This window comes from Pseudomonadota bacterium (assembly GCA_034189865.1).
Lineage (GTDB): Bacteria > Pseudomonadota > Gammaproteobacteria > UBA5335 > UBA5335 > JAXHTV01.
This window is the reverse complement of the sequence record JAXHTV010000033.1, coordinates 1-15,634: the sequence shown is the minus strand read 5'-3', so window position 1 is coordinate 15,634 and position 15,634 is coordinate 1. Positions and strand designations below refer to the sequence as shown.

At 55.6% G+C, this 15,634-nt stretch carries 12 protein-coding genes; 9 read left to right on the top strand and 3 right to left on the bottom strand.

All coding sequences use genetic code 11. The annotated features are described in order from the left end of the window. The first annotated feature begins 291 nt into the window (after positions 1-291). The 8 genes from nirB (at position 292) to SVU69_11990 (ending at position 11,706) form a co-directional block, all read left to right on the top strand. Positions 292-2,739 carry a nitrite reductase large subunit NirB gene (gene nirB, locus SVU69_12025; GenBank protein ID MDY6943724.1) on the top strand — a complete coding sequence of 816 codons (2,448 nt, stop codon included), beginning with the start codon at positions 292-294 and terminating at the stop codon, positions 2,737-2,739. A 45-nt stretch (positions 2,740-2,784) separates the two neighbouring features. Beyond that, positions 2,785-3,126 (top strand): nitrite reductase small subunit NirD, encoded by a 342-nt coding sequence (nirD, locus tag SVU69_12020; protein ID MDY6943723.1) that lies wholly within the window; start codon positions 2,785-2,787, stop codon positions 3,124-3,126. Between the two features lie 140 nt (positions 3,127-3,266). Further along, positions 3,267-7,070, top strand: a complete 3,804-nt coding sequence (locus SVU69_12015) for a nitrate reductase subunit alpha (GenBank protein ID MDY6943722.1) — start codon at positions 3,267-3,269, stop codon at positions 7,068-7,070. Beyond that, complete coding sequence (gene narH, locus SVU69_12010) at positions 7,067-8,683, top strand: nitrate reductase subunit beta (protein ID MDY6943721.1); 1,617 nt, start codon at positions 7,067-7,069, stop codon at positions 8,681-8,683. Before SVU69_12015 ends, narH begins: the two co-directional genes overlap by 4 nt. Then, the gene (narJ, locus tag SVU69_12005; protein ID MDY6943720.1) at positions 8,680-9,228 is read left to right on the top strand and encodes a nitrate reductase molybdenum cofactor assembly chaperone; all 549 of its coding nucleotides are present in this window, start codon (positions 8,680-8,682) and stop codon (positions 9,226-9,228) included. Before narH ends, narJ begins: the two co-directional genes overlap by 4 nt. Before the next feature lie 13 nt (positions 9,229-9,241). Next, positions 9,242-9,934 (top strand): respiratory nitrate reductase subunit gamma, encoded by a 693-nt coding sequence (gene narI, locus SVU69_12000; protein ID MDY6943719.1) that lies wholly within the window; start codon positions 9,242-9,244, stop codon positions 9,932-9,934. 8 nt (positions 9,935-9,942) lie between these two features. Next, on the top strand, positions 9,943-10,473 hold the full coding sequence (locus tag SVU69_11995) for a hemerythrin domain-containing protein (protein ID MDY6943718.1): 531 nt from the start codon (positions 9,943-9,945) through the stop codon (positions 10,471-10,473). A gap of 318 nt (positions 10,474-10,791) precedes the next feature. Beyond that, positions 10,792-11,706, top strand: coding sequence for an SDR family oxidoreductase (locus SVU69_11990; GenBank protein MDY6943717.1), 915 nt, complete (start codon positions 10,792-10,794; stop codon positions 11,704-11,706). 99 nt (positions 11,707-11,805) lie between these two features. On the opposite strand, the gene SVU69_11985 is transcribed toward SVU69_11990, so the two are convergent. The 3 genes from SVU69_11985 to cysB all read right to left on the bottom strand — a co-directional run bounded on the left by SVU69_11985 (position 11,806) and on the right by cysB (position 15,129). Continuing rightward, positions 11,806-12,303 (bottom strand): DUF934 domain-containing protein, encoded by a 498-nt coding sequence (locus SVU69_11985; GenBank protein ID MDY6943716.1) that lies wholly within the window; start codon positions 12,301-12,303, stop codon positions 11,806-11,808. A 3-nt stretch (positions 12,304-12,306) separates the two neighbouring features. Beyond that, positions 12,307-13,968, bottom strand: a complete 1,662-nt coding sequence (locus tag SVU69_11980; protein ID MDY6943715.1) for a nitrite/sulfite reductase — start codon at positions 13,966-13,968, stop codon at positions 12,307-12,309. A gap of 180 nt (positions 13,969-14,148) precedes the next feature. Then, complete coding sequence (cysB, locus tag SVU69_11975) at positions 14,149-15,129, bottom strand: HTH-type transcriptional regulator CysB (protein MDY6943714.1); 981 nt, start codon at positions 15,127-15,129, stop codon at positions 14,149-14,151. A 245-nt stretch (positions 15,130-15,374) separates the two neighbouring features. On the opposite strand from cysB, the gene SVU69_11970 reads away from it, so the two are divergent. Beyond that, positions 15,375-15,634 (top strand): NAD(P)-dependent oxidoreductase (locus SVU69_11970; protein ID MDY6943713.1); only part of this gene is annotated, 260 nt, incomplete at its 3' end.

Below are 15,634 nucleotides of genomic sequence, written 5' to 3'. Positions count from 1 at the left end.
GGTTGATAAACGTGAGTTCAAGTGACCTCAGGGTGCGACATCGCACCGAATGGATGCACCCCGTTGGTGTTCTGCTCCAGAGTTTCGCTTCATTTTGGCCCACGAAACAACCATTACCGCACCATGTGGGTGCGATCCGTTGAATTTTGTTTGGTGATCGCCAAGCCCGACCGTCCAATTATCAATCACCTACTTTAGAGTGCGTCGTGGCGGCTTCCTGGCATGATGATTGCTAATTTGGTTTTGTTTAGGCCGACGGTTCATGGCGACGCCGTATCAATGGAGGTGTAAATGGGCAAGCAGAAACTCGTGGTGATTGGCAACGGAATGGCCGGAATACGCACCTTGGAGGAACTGCTGAAGCTGACGCCGGATAGTTATGACATCAGTGTTTACGGCGCTGAACCCTACGTTAATTACAACCGCATTTTGTTGTCTCCGGTGCTTGCTGGAGAAAAAACCTTCGACGAGATCGTGCTCAATTCCGAAGACTGGTATGCGGAAAACGGAATTCGGTTGCATAAAGGCAAGAAGGTCGTCGAGTTGCATCGCCGCAAGCGGATCGTACGATCCGAAGATGGTACCGAAGAGTCATACGATCGCTTGTTGATTGCCACGGGTTCCGACCCATTTATCATCCCCGTGCCCGGTCGGGACTTGCCGGGCGTGATTGCCTTTCGAGACATTGAAGATGTCAAGACGATGGCGGCGGCTTCTGGTAAAGGTCGCCGTCACGCAGTGGTGATCGGCGGTGGCTTGCTCGGGTTGGAGGCCGCCAATGGTCTGATGAAGCAGGGGTTGGAAGTTACTGTCGTTCACCTGCTCGACAGTCTGATGGAACGGCAGTTGGATAAACCGGCCGGCCGCTTGCTTCAGCAATCGCTGGAAGAGCGAGGAATCCACTTCCGAATGCAAGCCGAAACGGAGGCAATTCTCGGCGACGACGCTGTTCGGGCCGTTCGTTTCAAGAGCGGCGAGGAAATCCCCGCCGACCTGGTTGTGATGGCGGTCGGAATTCGTCCCAACGTCAAGTTAGCCAAGGAATCCGGATTATATTGTGAACGCGGTATTCTGGTGACCGATACGATGCAAACCTATGATCCAGCGGTGTACGCCGTGGGTGAGTGTATCCAGCATCGGGGCGCCACCTATGGCTTGGTCGCGCCTATTTGGGATCAGGCGAAGGTTTGCGCCAATCATTTGGCCGGGCTGGGGTATTCCCGTTATGAAGGTTCGGTCACCTCGACCAAACTCAAGGTGACTGGTATCGATCTATTCTCGGCCGGTGACTTTTCCGGCGGTGAAGGAACCGAAGACATCGTGTTTCAGGATGTCAAGCGCGGCGTGTACAAGCGTTTGGTCATCGACGACAGCAACCGTATCAAAGGCGCGGTGCTCTACGGTGATACGATCGATGGCAGCTGGTATTTCCAGCTCATGCGAGACGGATCGGACATCGGCGAATTCCGGGACACGGTGCTTTTCGGTCAAGCGCATCTGGGCAGTTCAGGCTTTGGGGCGGCAACGGCGGTCGCCAATCTCTCTGACGACGCGGAAATTTGCGGCTGTAATGGGGTCTGCAAAGGCACCATCGTTAAATCGATTGTCGACAAGAAGCTTTTCACGTTGGAGGATGTGCGAGCACACACCAAGGCCTCGTCCTCTTGCGGCTCGTGCACCGGGCTCGTGGAGCAGCTGTTGGCCAGCACGCTTGGCGGTGACTATAGTGCCGCGCCTAGTAAGCGGCCCATGTGTAAATGCACCGATTACACGCATGACGAAGTCCGTCAAACCATCCGTGATCAGCACTTGATCGCCGCTCATGACGTGCGGGAATTTCTCGAATGGAAAAATCCGGATGGTTGCGCATCTTGCCGGCCGGCGCTCAATTATTACGTGATTTCCACTTGGCCCGCAGAGGCATTCGACGATCCTCAGTCTCGGTTTATCAACGAGCGCGCGCACGCGAATATCCAAAAAGACGGCACGTACTCGGTGGTTCCGCGGATCTGGGGCGGCGTGACGACGCCGGCCGAATTGCGTGCTATCGCTGAGGTTGCCGAATCAAACAAGGTGCCGACCGTGAAGATCACCGGCGGCCAGCGGATCGACCTTCTCGGCGTCAGCAAAGAAAAGCTTCCCAAGGTGTGGAAAGAATTGGCTGAAGCGGGATTCGTTTCCGGTCACGCCTATGGCAAGTCCTTGCGGACCGTTAAAACCTGTGTAGGAAAAGAGTGGTGCCGATTCGGCACGCAGGATTCCACCGGGCTCGGCATCGATTTGGAGCGAATGACCTGGGGGACCTGGACGCCTCACAAGGTTAAGCTCGCTGTTTCCGGTTGCCCGCGTAACTGTGCCGAGGCAACGATTAAAGACTTTGGGGTCGTGTGTGTGGATTCAGGGTACGAACTGCATGTGGGCGGAAACGGGGGCGTGAAAGTGCGTGCCACCGATCTGCTTTGCCATGTCCGGACAGAAGAAGAAGTCCACGAGTATTGCAGTGCGTTTATTCAACTGTACCGAGAGGAAGCGCACTATCTGGAGCGAACGGCGCCCTGGATTGAACGGGTGGGCCTGGCGTATGTGAAAACGCGTGTGGTCGAGGATGCGAAGGGTCGTCGCGAGTTGGCTGATCGTTTCCTTAAGTCCCAGCGTTTTGCCCAGATTGATCCGTGGGCTGAGCGGGCGGTAGATGGGAAGGAACCGCATGAATTCGTTCCAATGAAAGAATTGGCTTGATCAGGTTTAGGGAGCGAACAACCTCTGATGTCAACAGTGAATAACATATCTACGCCGCCCACATCATCCGGCGGGCAATGGGTTGAGGCGGGCTTGCTGGATGCGATTCCGGTGTTGGGCTCGCGAGTGATCAAAACCCCGGACGGAGACATTGCGGTTTTTCGAAACCGGCAGGACGAGGTCTTTGCACTCCGTGATCGTTGTCCCCATAAAGGGGGGCCGCTTTCTCAAGGCATTGTATGCGGAAAGACAGTCACTTGCCCGTTACACAATTGGGTTATTCAGCTTCAAGATGGTCAAGCGGTTGCGCCGGATGAAGGCGTCACCACAACGTATCCTACGCGTGTCGAGAATGGCGTGGTCTATGTGGCAATTGCTGGCGCCTAGCCGGCGGTACTGACAGGATCCGTTTCTTGACTATTCACTATCACATTCGGGTATCGGGATCGAAGGCGGCGAGTATCATTATGGGCAGCCACCCGTCTTCGTTCCGCTATCCTGCGGCCAGCAGGGGGCAGGAGTAGGGCATGAGTCATTTTTTGGACCGGCTCCGTTTTTTTAACAGGGTCCAAGGTACTTTTTCCGACGGTCACGGCATTGTGACCAACGACGATCGCCAATGGGAGGAGGGTTATCGAAATCGTTGGCGGTTCGACAAGGTCGTGCGGTCGACCCATGGTGTGAATTGTACTGGCGGTTGCAGCTGGAATATTCATGTAAAAAGCGGTTTGGTCGCCTTCGAGATGCAGGCCACGGACTATCCTCGTACCCGTCCTGATCTGCCCAATCATGAACCCCGGGGTTGCCAACGGGGCGCCAGTTACTCGTGGTATCTCTACAGTCCGCATCGGGTCAAGCATCCGCTGATACGGGGTCGGCTGCTTGACCTATATCGGGCGGAGAAAGCCCTGGGGAAAGATCCCGTCGAAGCATGGGCGGCGATACAAACCGACCCCGACAAACGCAAACGCTATACCGCGGTTCGAGGATTGGGCGGTTTCGTTCGGGCCAAGTGGGAAGAACTCGTGGAAATTATCGCGGCGGCGAATGTATACACCGCCCAAACTCACGGTCCGGACCGCGTTGTTGGTTTTTCCCCGATTCCGGCCATGTCGATGATTTCTTATGCGGCCGGAACCCGCTATTTATCGCTGATCGGCGGCACCAGCCTGTCGTTCTACGATTGGTATTGCGATCTGCCGCCATCCTCGCCCCAGGTCTGGGGCGAGCAAACCGACGTGCCCGAGGCCGCCGATTGGTACAACTCCGGCTACATCATCGTTTGCGGCGCCAACCTGCCCATGACGCGGACGCCGGATGCCCACTTCTACTCGGAGGTTCGGTATAAGGGAACGAAGGTCGTCGCCATCGCGCCAGACTATGCCGAATACGTAAAATTCGCCGATTTGTGGATGCCGGCTCGTCAGGGCACCGACTCGGCGTTGTTTTTGTCCATGGCTCACGTAGTGCTGAAGGAATTTTTTGTCGACAAGCAGGTTCCGTATTTTCAGGAATACAGCCGAAAATATACCGATCTGCCCATGCTCGTGAAGTTGCGGCCTCATGAGGATGGCTACACCAGTGACCGTTTCTTGAGGGCATCGGACTTCGACGGTGCGCTTGGCGAGAGCAACAACCCGGAATGGAAAACGCTGGTGCTCGACGAGTCCACCGGCAACGTGGTGGTGCCCAATGGGTCCATCGGATTCCGCTGGGGCGAGCAGGGTAAATGGAATTTGCTGCCGAAGAACGCCAGCGATCAGGCAGAGATTCAAGCGGCACTGAGCGTCTGCGGCTCGGAAGATACCGTAGTCTCGGTCGCTTTTCCGCGCTTTGATGACCCCGAACGGCGGACGACCCATTGCCAGGTTCCGGTCAAACGCCTGAAGCTCGATGGCGAAGAGGTGCTGGTTGCGACGGTGTTCGATCTGCAGGTTGCACAGTACGGCGTTGATCGCGGCTTAGGCGGTGAGATCGCCGGCGATTACGACGACGAAAACACCCCCTACACACCAGCCTGGGGTGAACAGTTCACTGGAGTTAAACGGGCTGACATCATCCGTACGGCTCGCGAGTTCGCCGACAACGCAGCCAAAACACGCGGCAAATCGATGGTGATTCTTGGTGCGGGAATCAACCACTGGTACCACAACGACATGACCTATCGTTCCATCATGAACCTGCTGCACCTGTGCGGATGCGTTGGGCAAAGTGGGGGCGGATGGGCACATTATGTGGGTCAGGAGAAACTTCGGCCGCAAGCCGGTTGGGCGCCGGTGGCCTTTGCGTTGGATTGGCATCGTCCACCGCGGCAAATGAACGGTACCACGTTCTTTTATTTCCACACCGATCAATGGCGTTATGAGCAGTTAAGTGCGGACAGCTTGCTGGCCGAGACCGCCAAGGGTAAATACAAAGGCTACTCGCTGGCAGATTACAACGTGGTTTCACAACGTTTGGGGTGGCTGCCGTCTGGGCCGTACTTCAATCGAAATCCACTGGACATCTGTGACGATGCGAAGGCGGCTGGGGCGGATGACGAAAAAGCGATTGCCGATTACGTCGTCGACCAACTCAAGCGCGGCGAATTGGCGTTCTCCGGCGAAGATATCGATGCGCCAGAAAATTACCCCCGTAACATGTTCGTCTGGCGGGCCAATCTGTTGGGTACCAGCGCCAAAGGCCACGAGTATTTCTTGAAGCATCTGTTGGGTGCGCAAAATGGCGTCATGCAAGACGTCTTGCCCGAAGCGGAAGGGCAGGAGATCAAGTGGCGTCCGGATGCGCCTATCGCCAAGTTGGATTTGCTGGTGGACATCAACTTCCGTTTGAATTCCACTGGCGCGTATTCGGACATTATTTTGCCCACCGCCACGTGGTATGAGAAAAACGACCTCAACACCACTGACATGCACCCGTTCATCCATCCCTTGACCGAAGCGGTCAACCCGGGGTGGGAAAGCCGCAGTGACTGGCAAATCTTCCGGCTGATCTCAAAGCGGTTCTCGGAGCTGGCCGGTAAGCATCTTGGTACCCGTAAGGACCTGGTGGCCGTTCCCATGATGCACGACAGCCCAGGCGAGTTGGCGCAACCTTTGGGCGTGAAAGACTGGAAGCGGGGTGAATGCGAACCTGTTCCGGGTAAGACCATGCCGGTATTGAAGGTGGTTGAGCGGGACTACGCCAACACCTACAAGAAGTTCACGGCGCTGGGGCCGTTGCTGGTATCCGCCGGCAACAACGTGAAAGGGATCGATTGGAATACTGAAGAGGAATACGAACACCTCAAATTGACCTCTTACACGATCGAGGAAGAGGGTATCAGCAAGGGGCTGCCTTCTTTGGAAGAAGACATCAACGTCTGTGACACCATTTTGTCTCTGGCGCCGGAAACCAACGGTGAGGTGGCTTGGAAATCCTGGCAGGCGTTGTCTGCTAAAACGGGTATCGATCACACGCCGCTGGCGGCCAATCGCCGCGATGACAAGATCACGTTTGCGGATATCAAAGCGCAACCCCGAAAGATCATTACCGCCCCCACCTGGAGCGGTATCGAATCCGAGGAGGTGAGCTATACCGCCGGTTATACCAACATTCACGAGCACATTCCGTTCCGTACCTTGACCGGCCGGGCGCAGTTCTATCAGGACCATGAATGGATGTTGGATTTTGGGGAAGGGTTTTGCGCCTTCCGTCCACCCGTTGACCTAAAAGCGACGGGTGCGATGGTTCAGAAATTGGGTGATAAGCCCCACTTGGTGCTGAACTGGATCACGCCGCACTCCAAATGGGGTATCCACAGCAGCTATAACGACAATCTGCGGATGTTGACCTTGTTCCGTGGCGGCCCTGTTGTTTGGGTTTCGGAAACCGATGCCAAGCGGATCGGCTTGGTCGACAACGACTGGGTTGAAGCGTTGAACACCAACGGGGCGACCGTCGCGCGGGTTGTGGTCAGTCAGCGAATTCCGGAGGGCATGGCCATGATGTACCACGCGCAGGAGAAAATCGTGAACGTTCCGGGGTCCAATACCACCGGTAAGCGGGGAGGGATTCTCAATAGCGTCACCCGAGTCGTGGTCAAACCCACCCATATGATTGGTGGCTACGCCCAGTACAGCTACGGTTTCAACTACTACGGTACGGTGGGTTCGCAGCGAGACGAATACGTTGTCCTCCATAAGATTGAGGACCAGGATGTGGATTGGTTGGAGCGCCCCTTAACGCCTCAGCGCGAAGCGGCGCTGAATCCGCCCGGCGTCCCACAAGCGCCGTACGTGCAGGAACCGGCGTTCGAGGACACTGACGAGCGGGAGCAAGTCGTTTTATGAAGGTTCGTGCAAACTTCGCTTTGGTTTTCAATCTGGACAAATGCATCGGGTGCCATACTTGCTCGGTGACATGTAAGAACGTGTGGACGAACCGAAAAGGTGTCGAGTACGTCTGGTTCAACAATGTCGAATCTAAACCGGGTGTCGGTTATCCCAAGAACTGGGAAGATCAAGAGCGCTGGAACGGTGGTTGGGTTGCCGATAAAGGCAAGCTGCAGCTGAAATCGGGTAGCCGCGTTAAGCGTCTGATGAACATCTTCATGAATCCCGATCTTCCCGAGATCGACGATTACTACGAGCCGTTCACTTACGACTACGGACACCTGCAGACCAGCCCGCTGGCTGAGGCGGCACCCACCGCGCGGCCCCGTTCCCTGATCGACGGCAGTCGTATGGACAAGATCGAATGGGGCCCCAACTGGGAAGACGACATGGCGGGCGAATTCGAGAAACGCGGCCAGGATCGTAACTTCGAAGCGGTTGAAAAGGAGGTTTACTCGGAGTTCGAAAACTCGTTTAGCATGTATCTTCCGCGGATTTGTAACCACTGCATCAATCCATCGTGCGTTGCTTCCTGTCCCTCCGGTGCCATGTATAAACGCGAGGAAGACGGGATTGTTCTGGTCGATCAGAACCGCTGCCGGAGCTGGCGCATGTGCGTTAGCAACTGCCCATATAAAAAGGTGTTTTACAACTGGGAGTCCGGCAAGGCGGAGAAATGCACCGCCTGTTATCCGCGTGTCGAGTCGGGTCTGCCGACGGTGTGCAGTGAGTCTTGTGTCGGGCGTATCCGTTACAACGGCATCATGTTGTACGACGCCGATCGCATTTCCGAGCTGGCAGCGGTTGAAGATCCCAAAGATCTGTACGAAGCACAAATGGAAATTTTTCTCGATCCTAATGACCCCGCCGTCATCGAGCAGGCTCGACAAGACGGCGTGCCTGAATCGTGGATCGAGGCTGCGCAGAAATCCCCCATCTACAAGCTGGCGGTTGACTGGAAAGTGGCTTTTCCGCTGCATCCGGAGTTCCGGACCTTGCCGATGGTTTGGTATGTTCCGCCGTTATCGCCCGTGCAAAGTCAAATCGATCAGGGGCATCTGCCCACCCACCGCGATGGTGTGATTCCCAAGGTCGAAGCGCTACGCATGCCGATTCGTTATCTCGCCAACCTGTTAACGGCGGGCAAAGAAGAACCAATCGTCTTGGCCCTCAAGCGAATGCTGGCTATGCGCAGCTACATGCGTTCGGTCAACGTTGAGGGTGAACCTGATCTGGAAGTCTTGCAGGAAGTGGGGTTGACGGAGACTCAGGTTAAAGAGATGTATCGCTATATGGCGATTGCCAACTACGAGGATCGCTTTGTCATTCCCACCAGCCACGAAGAGCTTCGGCAGGAAGATTTTCATGCTTTCCAAGGCCAAAACGGATTCTCGTTCGGCAATGAGGGTTGCAGCGTCAGTGCTTACGAAGGCACTTCTTTGTTTCCTGAAAAGCGCAAAGGAACCGTGGACGATCTGGCGTTCGTTCCGATTAGCGAAATCAAGGGGCGTCGGGCGGAGTCGGCATCTGCGGAGGCGGCTACCGTTAAAAAGCCTGAGCCTGCGGAATGATGCTCTACCGTCTCTTATCGGTTTTGTTGGACTATCCGAACGATGAGGTTTGCGCTCATCTCGACGAGTTTTCTGACATGGTCCGTTCACTGGAATATGCCAGTGAGCCGCAGCGCCAGGCAATTACCGGCTTTGTTGATTGGGCGCGGGCTCAATCGCCAACGGAATGGCAGGCCAAATATGTTCAGACCTTCGACCTGACCCCGGATCACTCCTTGTACCTAACCCATCACCTGCTGGAAGAGCAGGACAGGGACCGCGGTCCAACATTGGTCAAACTTGTGGAATATTTTCGCGCCTGCGGCTTTGAGATCACCGAGGGTCAGCTACCCGACTATCTGCCGCTGCTTTTGGAGTACGTCTCGACCCTACCAGACGAACGCAATGCCGTGAGTTTTCTGCGTCAGAGCCACGATGCGATTGCGGTAGTCGCTCACAATCTGGAACAGATCGACAGCCCATACGGGCCGCTTCTAAACGTGGTTCTCGAACACAGCAGTCAAGACGCCATGACCCGGCATGGTTTAAGCAGCCAGGGTTCTTGAGGAAGGAACATCCATGCAAACGCTTTTATTCGGTGTTTATCCCTATATCGCGCTGACGGTATTTCTGTTGGGCAGTTTGATCCGGTTCGACCGCGAGCAATACACCTGGAAGGCCGATTCCAGTCAGCTCCTCGATCGAAAAAATCTGCGCCTAGGGAGTAACCTGTTTCACATTGGTATCCTGGCACTGCTCGGTGGGCATGCCGTTGGTTTGTTGACCCCCCACGAAGTGTTTCTGGCCTTGGGTGTTTCTGACATGTTGCACCAGGCGGTGGCAATGGGGGCCGGTTCGGTGTTTGGCATTATATGCATGATTGGCGGGGTTATTCTCTGGCGCCGACGTATGTTCAACCCACGGGTTCGGGCGAATACCCGGTTTATGGATATTTTTATTCTTGACTGGCTGCTCATTACCCTGGCAGTGGGTTTGTGCACCGTGCCGGTGTCGTTGTGGCATGCTGCCCACGGCGATGCGTCGGTCATGATTGCGCTGACCGAGTGGGTGCAGAGTGTTGCTTGGCTGCGCCCGGAACCGGCGCTGCTAGATAATGTGAACTTTATCTTTAAGTTGCATATTTTCCTCGGGCTGAGCGTGTTTTTGCTGTTTCCGTTCACCCGTTTGGTTCATATCTGGAGTGCACCGGTGGGCTATCTTTTCAGGCCTTACCAAGTGGTCCGCTCCAAGTTCGTTCGCTATTCACGCTGAGGGCCTCCGTGCAATTCCGTTTCACAGAACCTGCCGAGGATTTTTCTGACGGCGTGGCTGTTTTGCGCAGTTATCACGATTGCATGCTTCGTCAAGGTGAGGCGCTGTTGCAACTGGCCATGGCGATCCGTGACGGCGGCATCACCAAAGATTTGGCAAATCAAGCCGTCGCCATGCACACGTTCTATACCCGTGCCAACTGGTTACACCACCGAGATGAAGAGCAATGCCTTTTCCCGGCGTTGCTCGACAACTCCCCGTTGATGGATGGCATGATAGAGCGGCTTGCGCTCGATCACGAAGAAATCGAGCAAGCTTGGGAACAACTTGCCCCGTTCCTCGCCACCCCGGAAGCGATCGATGATCGCCAAGGGCTCTGGGAAAGAGCCCGGTCTTTCGAAAAGCTGCAACGTGAACATCTCACGCGAGAGAACGAAGATTTTCTTCCGGAAGTCAGTACTCAGCTGAGCGATCGTCAACGGACCCAAATTGGCCAGCGGATGGCCGAGATTCGCGGTCTGGATTGCGAACGCGCCTGATCGATCTCCAACGTGACCGTGGCTCTGAGGCGGGGGCAAGATTCGATCACCCAACTTCGATTTTTATCCTCGCCCCATTCCGGGTAAAACGCATTCGGGCCGATTCTGGGTTGCCGGTTCCTCTGGTTCCCAGAACTTGACATCGAAACTTTTGTTCCGGGTGGTCGGTTGCCTTATCGCTGAATCCACATCGCCAGCGCGATCCTAGCGATACGCCGTTTGATTCGGTCGCCCATACGTTGCATGGCGCAGGAAAGAACGCTACTTTAGCAACGGTTTTTGTCTTGATACTGATAATACGTGGAGGAGAAGGATCTCATGTCAGAAATGCGATATGACGGACGTGTGGCAGTGGTGACCGGCGCCGGCGGCGGCTTGGGTCGGGCACATGCCATCTTACTGGCCTCACGCGGGGCCAAAGTGGTGGTCAACGACCTGGGTGGCTCGGTCGACGGATCGGGTTCCGGTTCGGCCTCGCCAGCGGAAAAAGTCGTGGAAGAAATCCGGGCTGCCGGTGGCGAGGCCGTGGCAGACGGCAACAGCGTGTCCACCGTTGAAGGCGGCGAAGCCATTATTCAGACGGCGCTTGACGCTTTCGGCAAGATCGACATCGTCATCAATAACGCCGGGATTCTGCGCGACAAGTCGTTCAAGAATATGTCACCGGAATTTCTCGATCCCGTTCTTGATGTCCACCTCAGGGGTGCGTTCTGGGTCACCAAAGCCGCTTGGGAACTGATGCGGGAGCAAAAATACGGCCGCATCGTGAACACCAGTTCGGCAGCCGGGATTTTCGGTAACTTCGGGCAGACCAATTACGGTGCCGCGAAGATGGGTGTCGTAGGCTTCACCAATGTGCTGAAGCAGGAAGGCCAGAAGTACAACATCAAGGCCAATGTGTTGGCGCCCGGCGCCAAGACCCGGATGACCGAAGACTTGATGGGGCCTATGGCTAACCAGTTCAAGATGGATCCGGAGTTGGTCGCGCCGATCGTCGCTTACTTGTGTCACGAGGACTGCAAGGTCAATGGTGAAATCTATTCGGCGGCTGCCGGTCGCGTCGGGCGCATTTTTATCGGTGCGACCCTGGGTGTCTTTAACCCGGAGACCATGACCATCGAGTACATTCGTGACAATTTCGATAAAATTCGCGACACGGAAGGGTTTACCATTCCGGGCAGCGCCATGGAGGAAATGGGGCTGTTGATGAAGATGAATAGCATCAAGAAATAGGTCGCGACAACAGCAAGCAATCGGCCTCACCCGATCAATTCGGGTGGGGCCTTTTTGTATACATTTGGGCGAGTGCCCCGTCGACGACGGCAAGCTCAATCAGGACAATACTGTGTTTCGCCGCCGATAGAAGGGTTGTTTTTCGTCGGCCGCAGCTTGATAGGTCGCCGGTCGGCGTGCGAGGACCGACAGCGCGGTTGCGGCGTCTTGATCGTCACGCAGCACCATTACGTTGAATCCGACCCGCTGCATGAAATAGAGCTGATCAATTAACACATCGCCCGTGGCGATGATGTCCCCTTGAAAGCGGTATCGTTCCCGGAGCAACCTTGCCGTCGTGTAGTGCCGACCGTCTTTGAATACGGGAAAATCCAATGCGACCGCCTGCAGGTGAGCCAGATCGGTGGACAACTCCTCAATGCTTTCCTCGGAGTTGAGTGAAACGCCGATATAAGGGCGAGTTTCGCCTAGAATCTTCGCTCGCTCGGTCTGCCACCGGGCAAAGGGCACGATGAGGGGCCCGTTTGGTAACGGATCGTTCAGATTTCCGAACTGCCAAGTACTATCAACCAGCTTGCCATCGCGGATCACTGCCATGGCTTATTCTCCTAAAGCTTCGCTATAAACGCGCTCTTTGAAGGGCGCGATTCCCACACGGCGATAAGTGTCAACGAATCGTTCGCCTTCCTCGCGTCGCTCCACGTAGGTATCTACGATCATGGAAAGCACTTCAGCGACTTGGTTTTTGGGGAACGAGGGCCCGAGAACCTTGCCGAGCGAGACGTCGTTCTCCGAACTGCCACCCAATTGGATCTGGTACCACTCCTCACCCTTTTTATCGACACCTAGGATGCCGATATGGCCGACGTGGTGGTGGCCGCAGGCATTCATGCAGCCTGACATGTTCAACCGCAAATCACCCAGGTCGTACAAGTAGTCCAAATCATCGAATCTTTCGTTGATTTGCCGTGCGACATCAATGCTGCCGGCGTTCGCCAAGCTGCAGAAATCCAGACCTGGACAGCAGATCATGTCCGTCAAGGTCCCGATATTCGGTTGGGCCAGTCCGATCGACTTCAATTCAGTCCACAACTCGCGCAAGTCGGCCTCTCGAACATCCGCAAACAAAAGGTTCTGGTGATGCGTCGTGCGAATCAGACCAAAGCTATACCGGTCGGCCAAATCAGCTACGCGTTCCATCTGTTCGGAGGTAATGTCGCCCGGTGCCACGGTGGGGGCTTTGAGCGAAAGGTAGACCGCACGATATCCCTCAACCCGATGGTCCGCGGTGTTACGCTGAAACCACGCCGCGAATGCTCGATCTTCAGCCAGTTGGTTGGCCAAATTAGCAAACGACCCATCCTGGCGGTAATCCGGTGGCTGGAAGAACGCCGTGACCCGGGCAATTTCGGCGTCATCCAAAACGAGCGCGCCGTCCTTGATATGCTGCCACTCCTCTTCGACCAGCTTGGCGAACTGCTCCGGCCCCGCTGATTTGACCAGAATTTTGATCCGCGCTTTGTGGATGTTGTCACGTCGTCCCAGGCGATTGTAAACGCGAACAATGGCTTCTAAGTAAGAGAGCAAGTCTCGCTTCGGTAGAAAATCCCGTATCGCAACGCCGATGATGGGCGTTCGACCCAACCCGCCGCCGACGAATACGCGGAAACCGGTTTGACCCGCATCGTCTTTTACGATCTGCAAACCGATATCGTGAACCAGCGCTGCTGTGCGATCACGCTGGGCACCGGTCACCGCAATCTTGAACTTGCGCGGCAAATAGGAAAATTCCGGATGGAAAGTCGACCATTGCCGGATGATTTCGCAATAAGGACGGGGGTCTTCGATTTCATCGGGTGTGACGCCAGCGAGCTGATCGCTGGTGACATTGCGAATGCAGTTACCACTGGTTTGGATCGCGTGCATCTGCACCGTCGCGAGGTCAGCGAGGATTTGGGGTACGTCCTCGAGTTTGGGCCAGTTGTACTGAATGTTTTGACGGGTGCTGAAATGCCCGTAGTTTTTATCGTACGTACGCGCGATGTGGGCGAGCATTCTCATCTGACGACTCGACAGCAAGCCGTACGGGATTGCGACCCGCAGCATGGGGGCTTGGCGCTGTATGTACAGGCCGTTCATCAGACGCAGCGGGCGGAACTCCTCATCGCTGATTTGGCCGGCGAGAAACCGCTGGGTTTGCTCGCGGAATTCCACCACTCGTTGATCGACGATGGCTTGGTCATGCGCGTCATACTGATACATGGCGCTTCTCTTTAGCTGTGTCCGCTATATGGCGTGAAATGGGATCGGTTCGATGGGGTGGTAGTGCGCTCCGGCTGCACAATCCCCCATGGTTGATTGGCGCACTCTACCAAGCGGCTGGTTATGCAAAAAAGGAATTAATGCGTATATCCATATAACGGGATAACGCTGGGAATGCGTCTAAAGCGTTGGCAGGCGATCCATCAAAGGTTGCAGCAGGGTGTTGCGGGCCTCGACATCCGCGGTCGTCGCACACTGTTCAATGAGCGCCCGGGGTAAGTGCGGCGCAAAAATTTGGATAAAGTCATACATATATCGCCGCAATATGGTCCCCTTGCGGAATCCGATTCGGGTTGTGCTCTGATGGAACAAGTGGCTGGCGTCGCGGCTGACCAGGTCATGATCGATCCGCGGATCGTAAGCCATATTCGCTACGATCCCCACGCCGAGCCCCAGCCGTACATAAGTTTTGATGACGTCTGAGTCGACCGCCGTGAGGACCACGTTGGGGTGAAGCGTGTGCTCGCTAAAGGCATTGTCCAGCTGCGAGCGGCCGGTAAAACCGAAGACGTAGGTGATGATCGGATAGCTTGCGATGGCTTCCAGTGTTAGCCGTTCTTGTTTTGCCAGCGGGTGGTCGGGTGGCACCAGAATGCATCGATTCCAGTGGTAGCACGGCATCATGACCAAGTCGTCAAAATGCTCCATGGCTTCGGTCGCGATGGCGAAATCAACTTCGCCTTTAGCGGCCCATTCGGCGATTTGCATCGGTGTGCCTTGATGAATGTGCAACGCCACGTCGGGGTATTGGGCGCGGAACGCCTTGACGGTGTTCGGCAGTGCATAACGAGCCTGGGTATGGGTCGTTGCCAGCGTGAGGCTGCCGCGCGACTCATCTCGGTAATCGGCTGCGACCCGCTCGATGTTTTCGGCATCGTTAAGCATGCGACGGGCGATTTCCAAAATACCGTGCCCAGCGGGTGTGATTTGCGTCAGGTGCTTGCCGTTGCGTTCAAATATCTGGACACCCAACTCGTCTTCCAACAATCGAATCTGTTTGCTGACGCCGGGTTGCGACGTATACAGTGCCTCGGCGGCGGCAGTCACGTTGAGGTTGCGATTGGCGACCTCAGTGATGTACCTCAGTTGTCGCAATTTCATAGCGGTCGGTGAGTCCAGGTGTGGAAAATTGGTATATAAATATAATTTATTATGCGGAATCATGCTATAGTCCCGGCTTTATGCGGCGTTGCCCGCGCGGTCTGCCCGAAGACTCTCAGGCGGAATTGAGCTATCGGGTTCTGCGATTCACCCCAAGGAGGCGTGGATCACATGCGCCCTTTTAAAGTATCCGCTTCCGTCCACGTTCTTTGACTCGTCCGGTAATCTCTTTATCGGTGGTTGATATGGACTATTTCCCGGCATTTCTGAAACTGAAAGACAAAGATGTCCTTGTCGTCGGCGGAGGAGCGGTCGCTCTTCGCAAAACGCGGGCTTTCTTGTCTTGCTCCGCCCGGCTGACGGTCGTCGCGCCGGTGATCGTCGATGGCTTACGTGACTTGGCGGATGGCAATCAGATTCGCTGGTTGCCGGAGCCTTTTCACGCCCGCCACATTGAAGGCGCGCACGTCGTGGTGGCCGCCACGGATGATGTTTGCATCAATGA

Excerpts from the sequence above, each read along its gene's own strand:
- SVU69_11985 (MDY6943716.1), bottom strand. The coding sequence starts at position 12,303 with ATGGCAGTGATCCGCGATGGCAAGCTGGTTGATAGTACTTGGCAGTTC.
- nirB (MDY6943724.1), top strand. The coding sequence starts at position 292 with ATGGGCAAGCAGAAACTCGTGGTGATTGGCAACGGAATGGCCGGAATA.
- narH (MDY6943721.1), top strand. The coding sequence starts at position 7,067 with ATGAAGGTTCGTGCAAACTTCGCTTTGGTTTTCAATCTGGACAAATGC.
- cysB (MDY6943714.1), bottom strand. The coding sequence starts at position 15,129 with ATGAAATTGCGACAACTGAGGTACATCACTGAGGTCGCCAATCGCAAC.
- narJ (MDY6943720.1), top strand. The coding sequence starts at position 8,680 with ATGATGCTCTACCGTCTCTTATCGGTTTTGTTGGACTATCCGAACGAT.
- SVU69_12015 (MDY6943722.1), top strand. The coding sequence starts at position 3,267 with ATGAGTCATTTTTTGGACCGGCTCCGTTTTTTTAACAGGGTCCAAGGT.
- SVU69_11980 (MDY6943715.1), bottom strand. The coding sequence starts at position 13,968 with ATGTATCAGTATGACGCGCATGACCAAGCCATCGTCGATCAACGAGTG.
- narI (MDY6943719.1), top strand. The coding sequence starts at position 9,242 with ATGCAAACGCTTTTATTCGGTGTTTATCCCTATATCGCGCTGACGGTA.
- SVU69_11990 (MDY6943717.1), top strand. The coding sequence starts at position 10,792 with ATGTCAGAAATGCGATATGACGGACGTGTGGCAGTGGTGACCGGCGCC.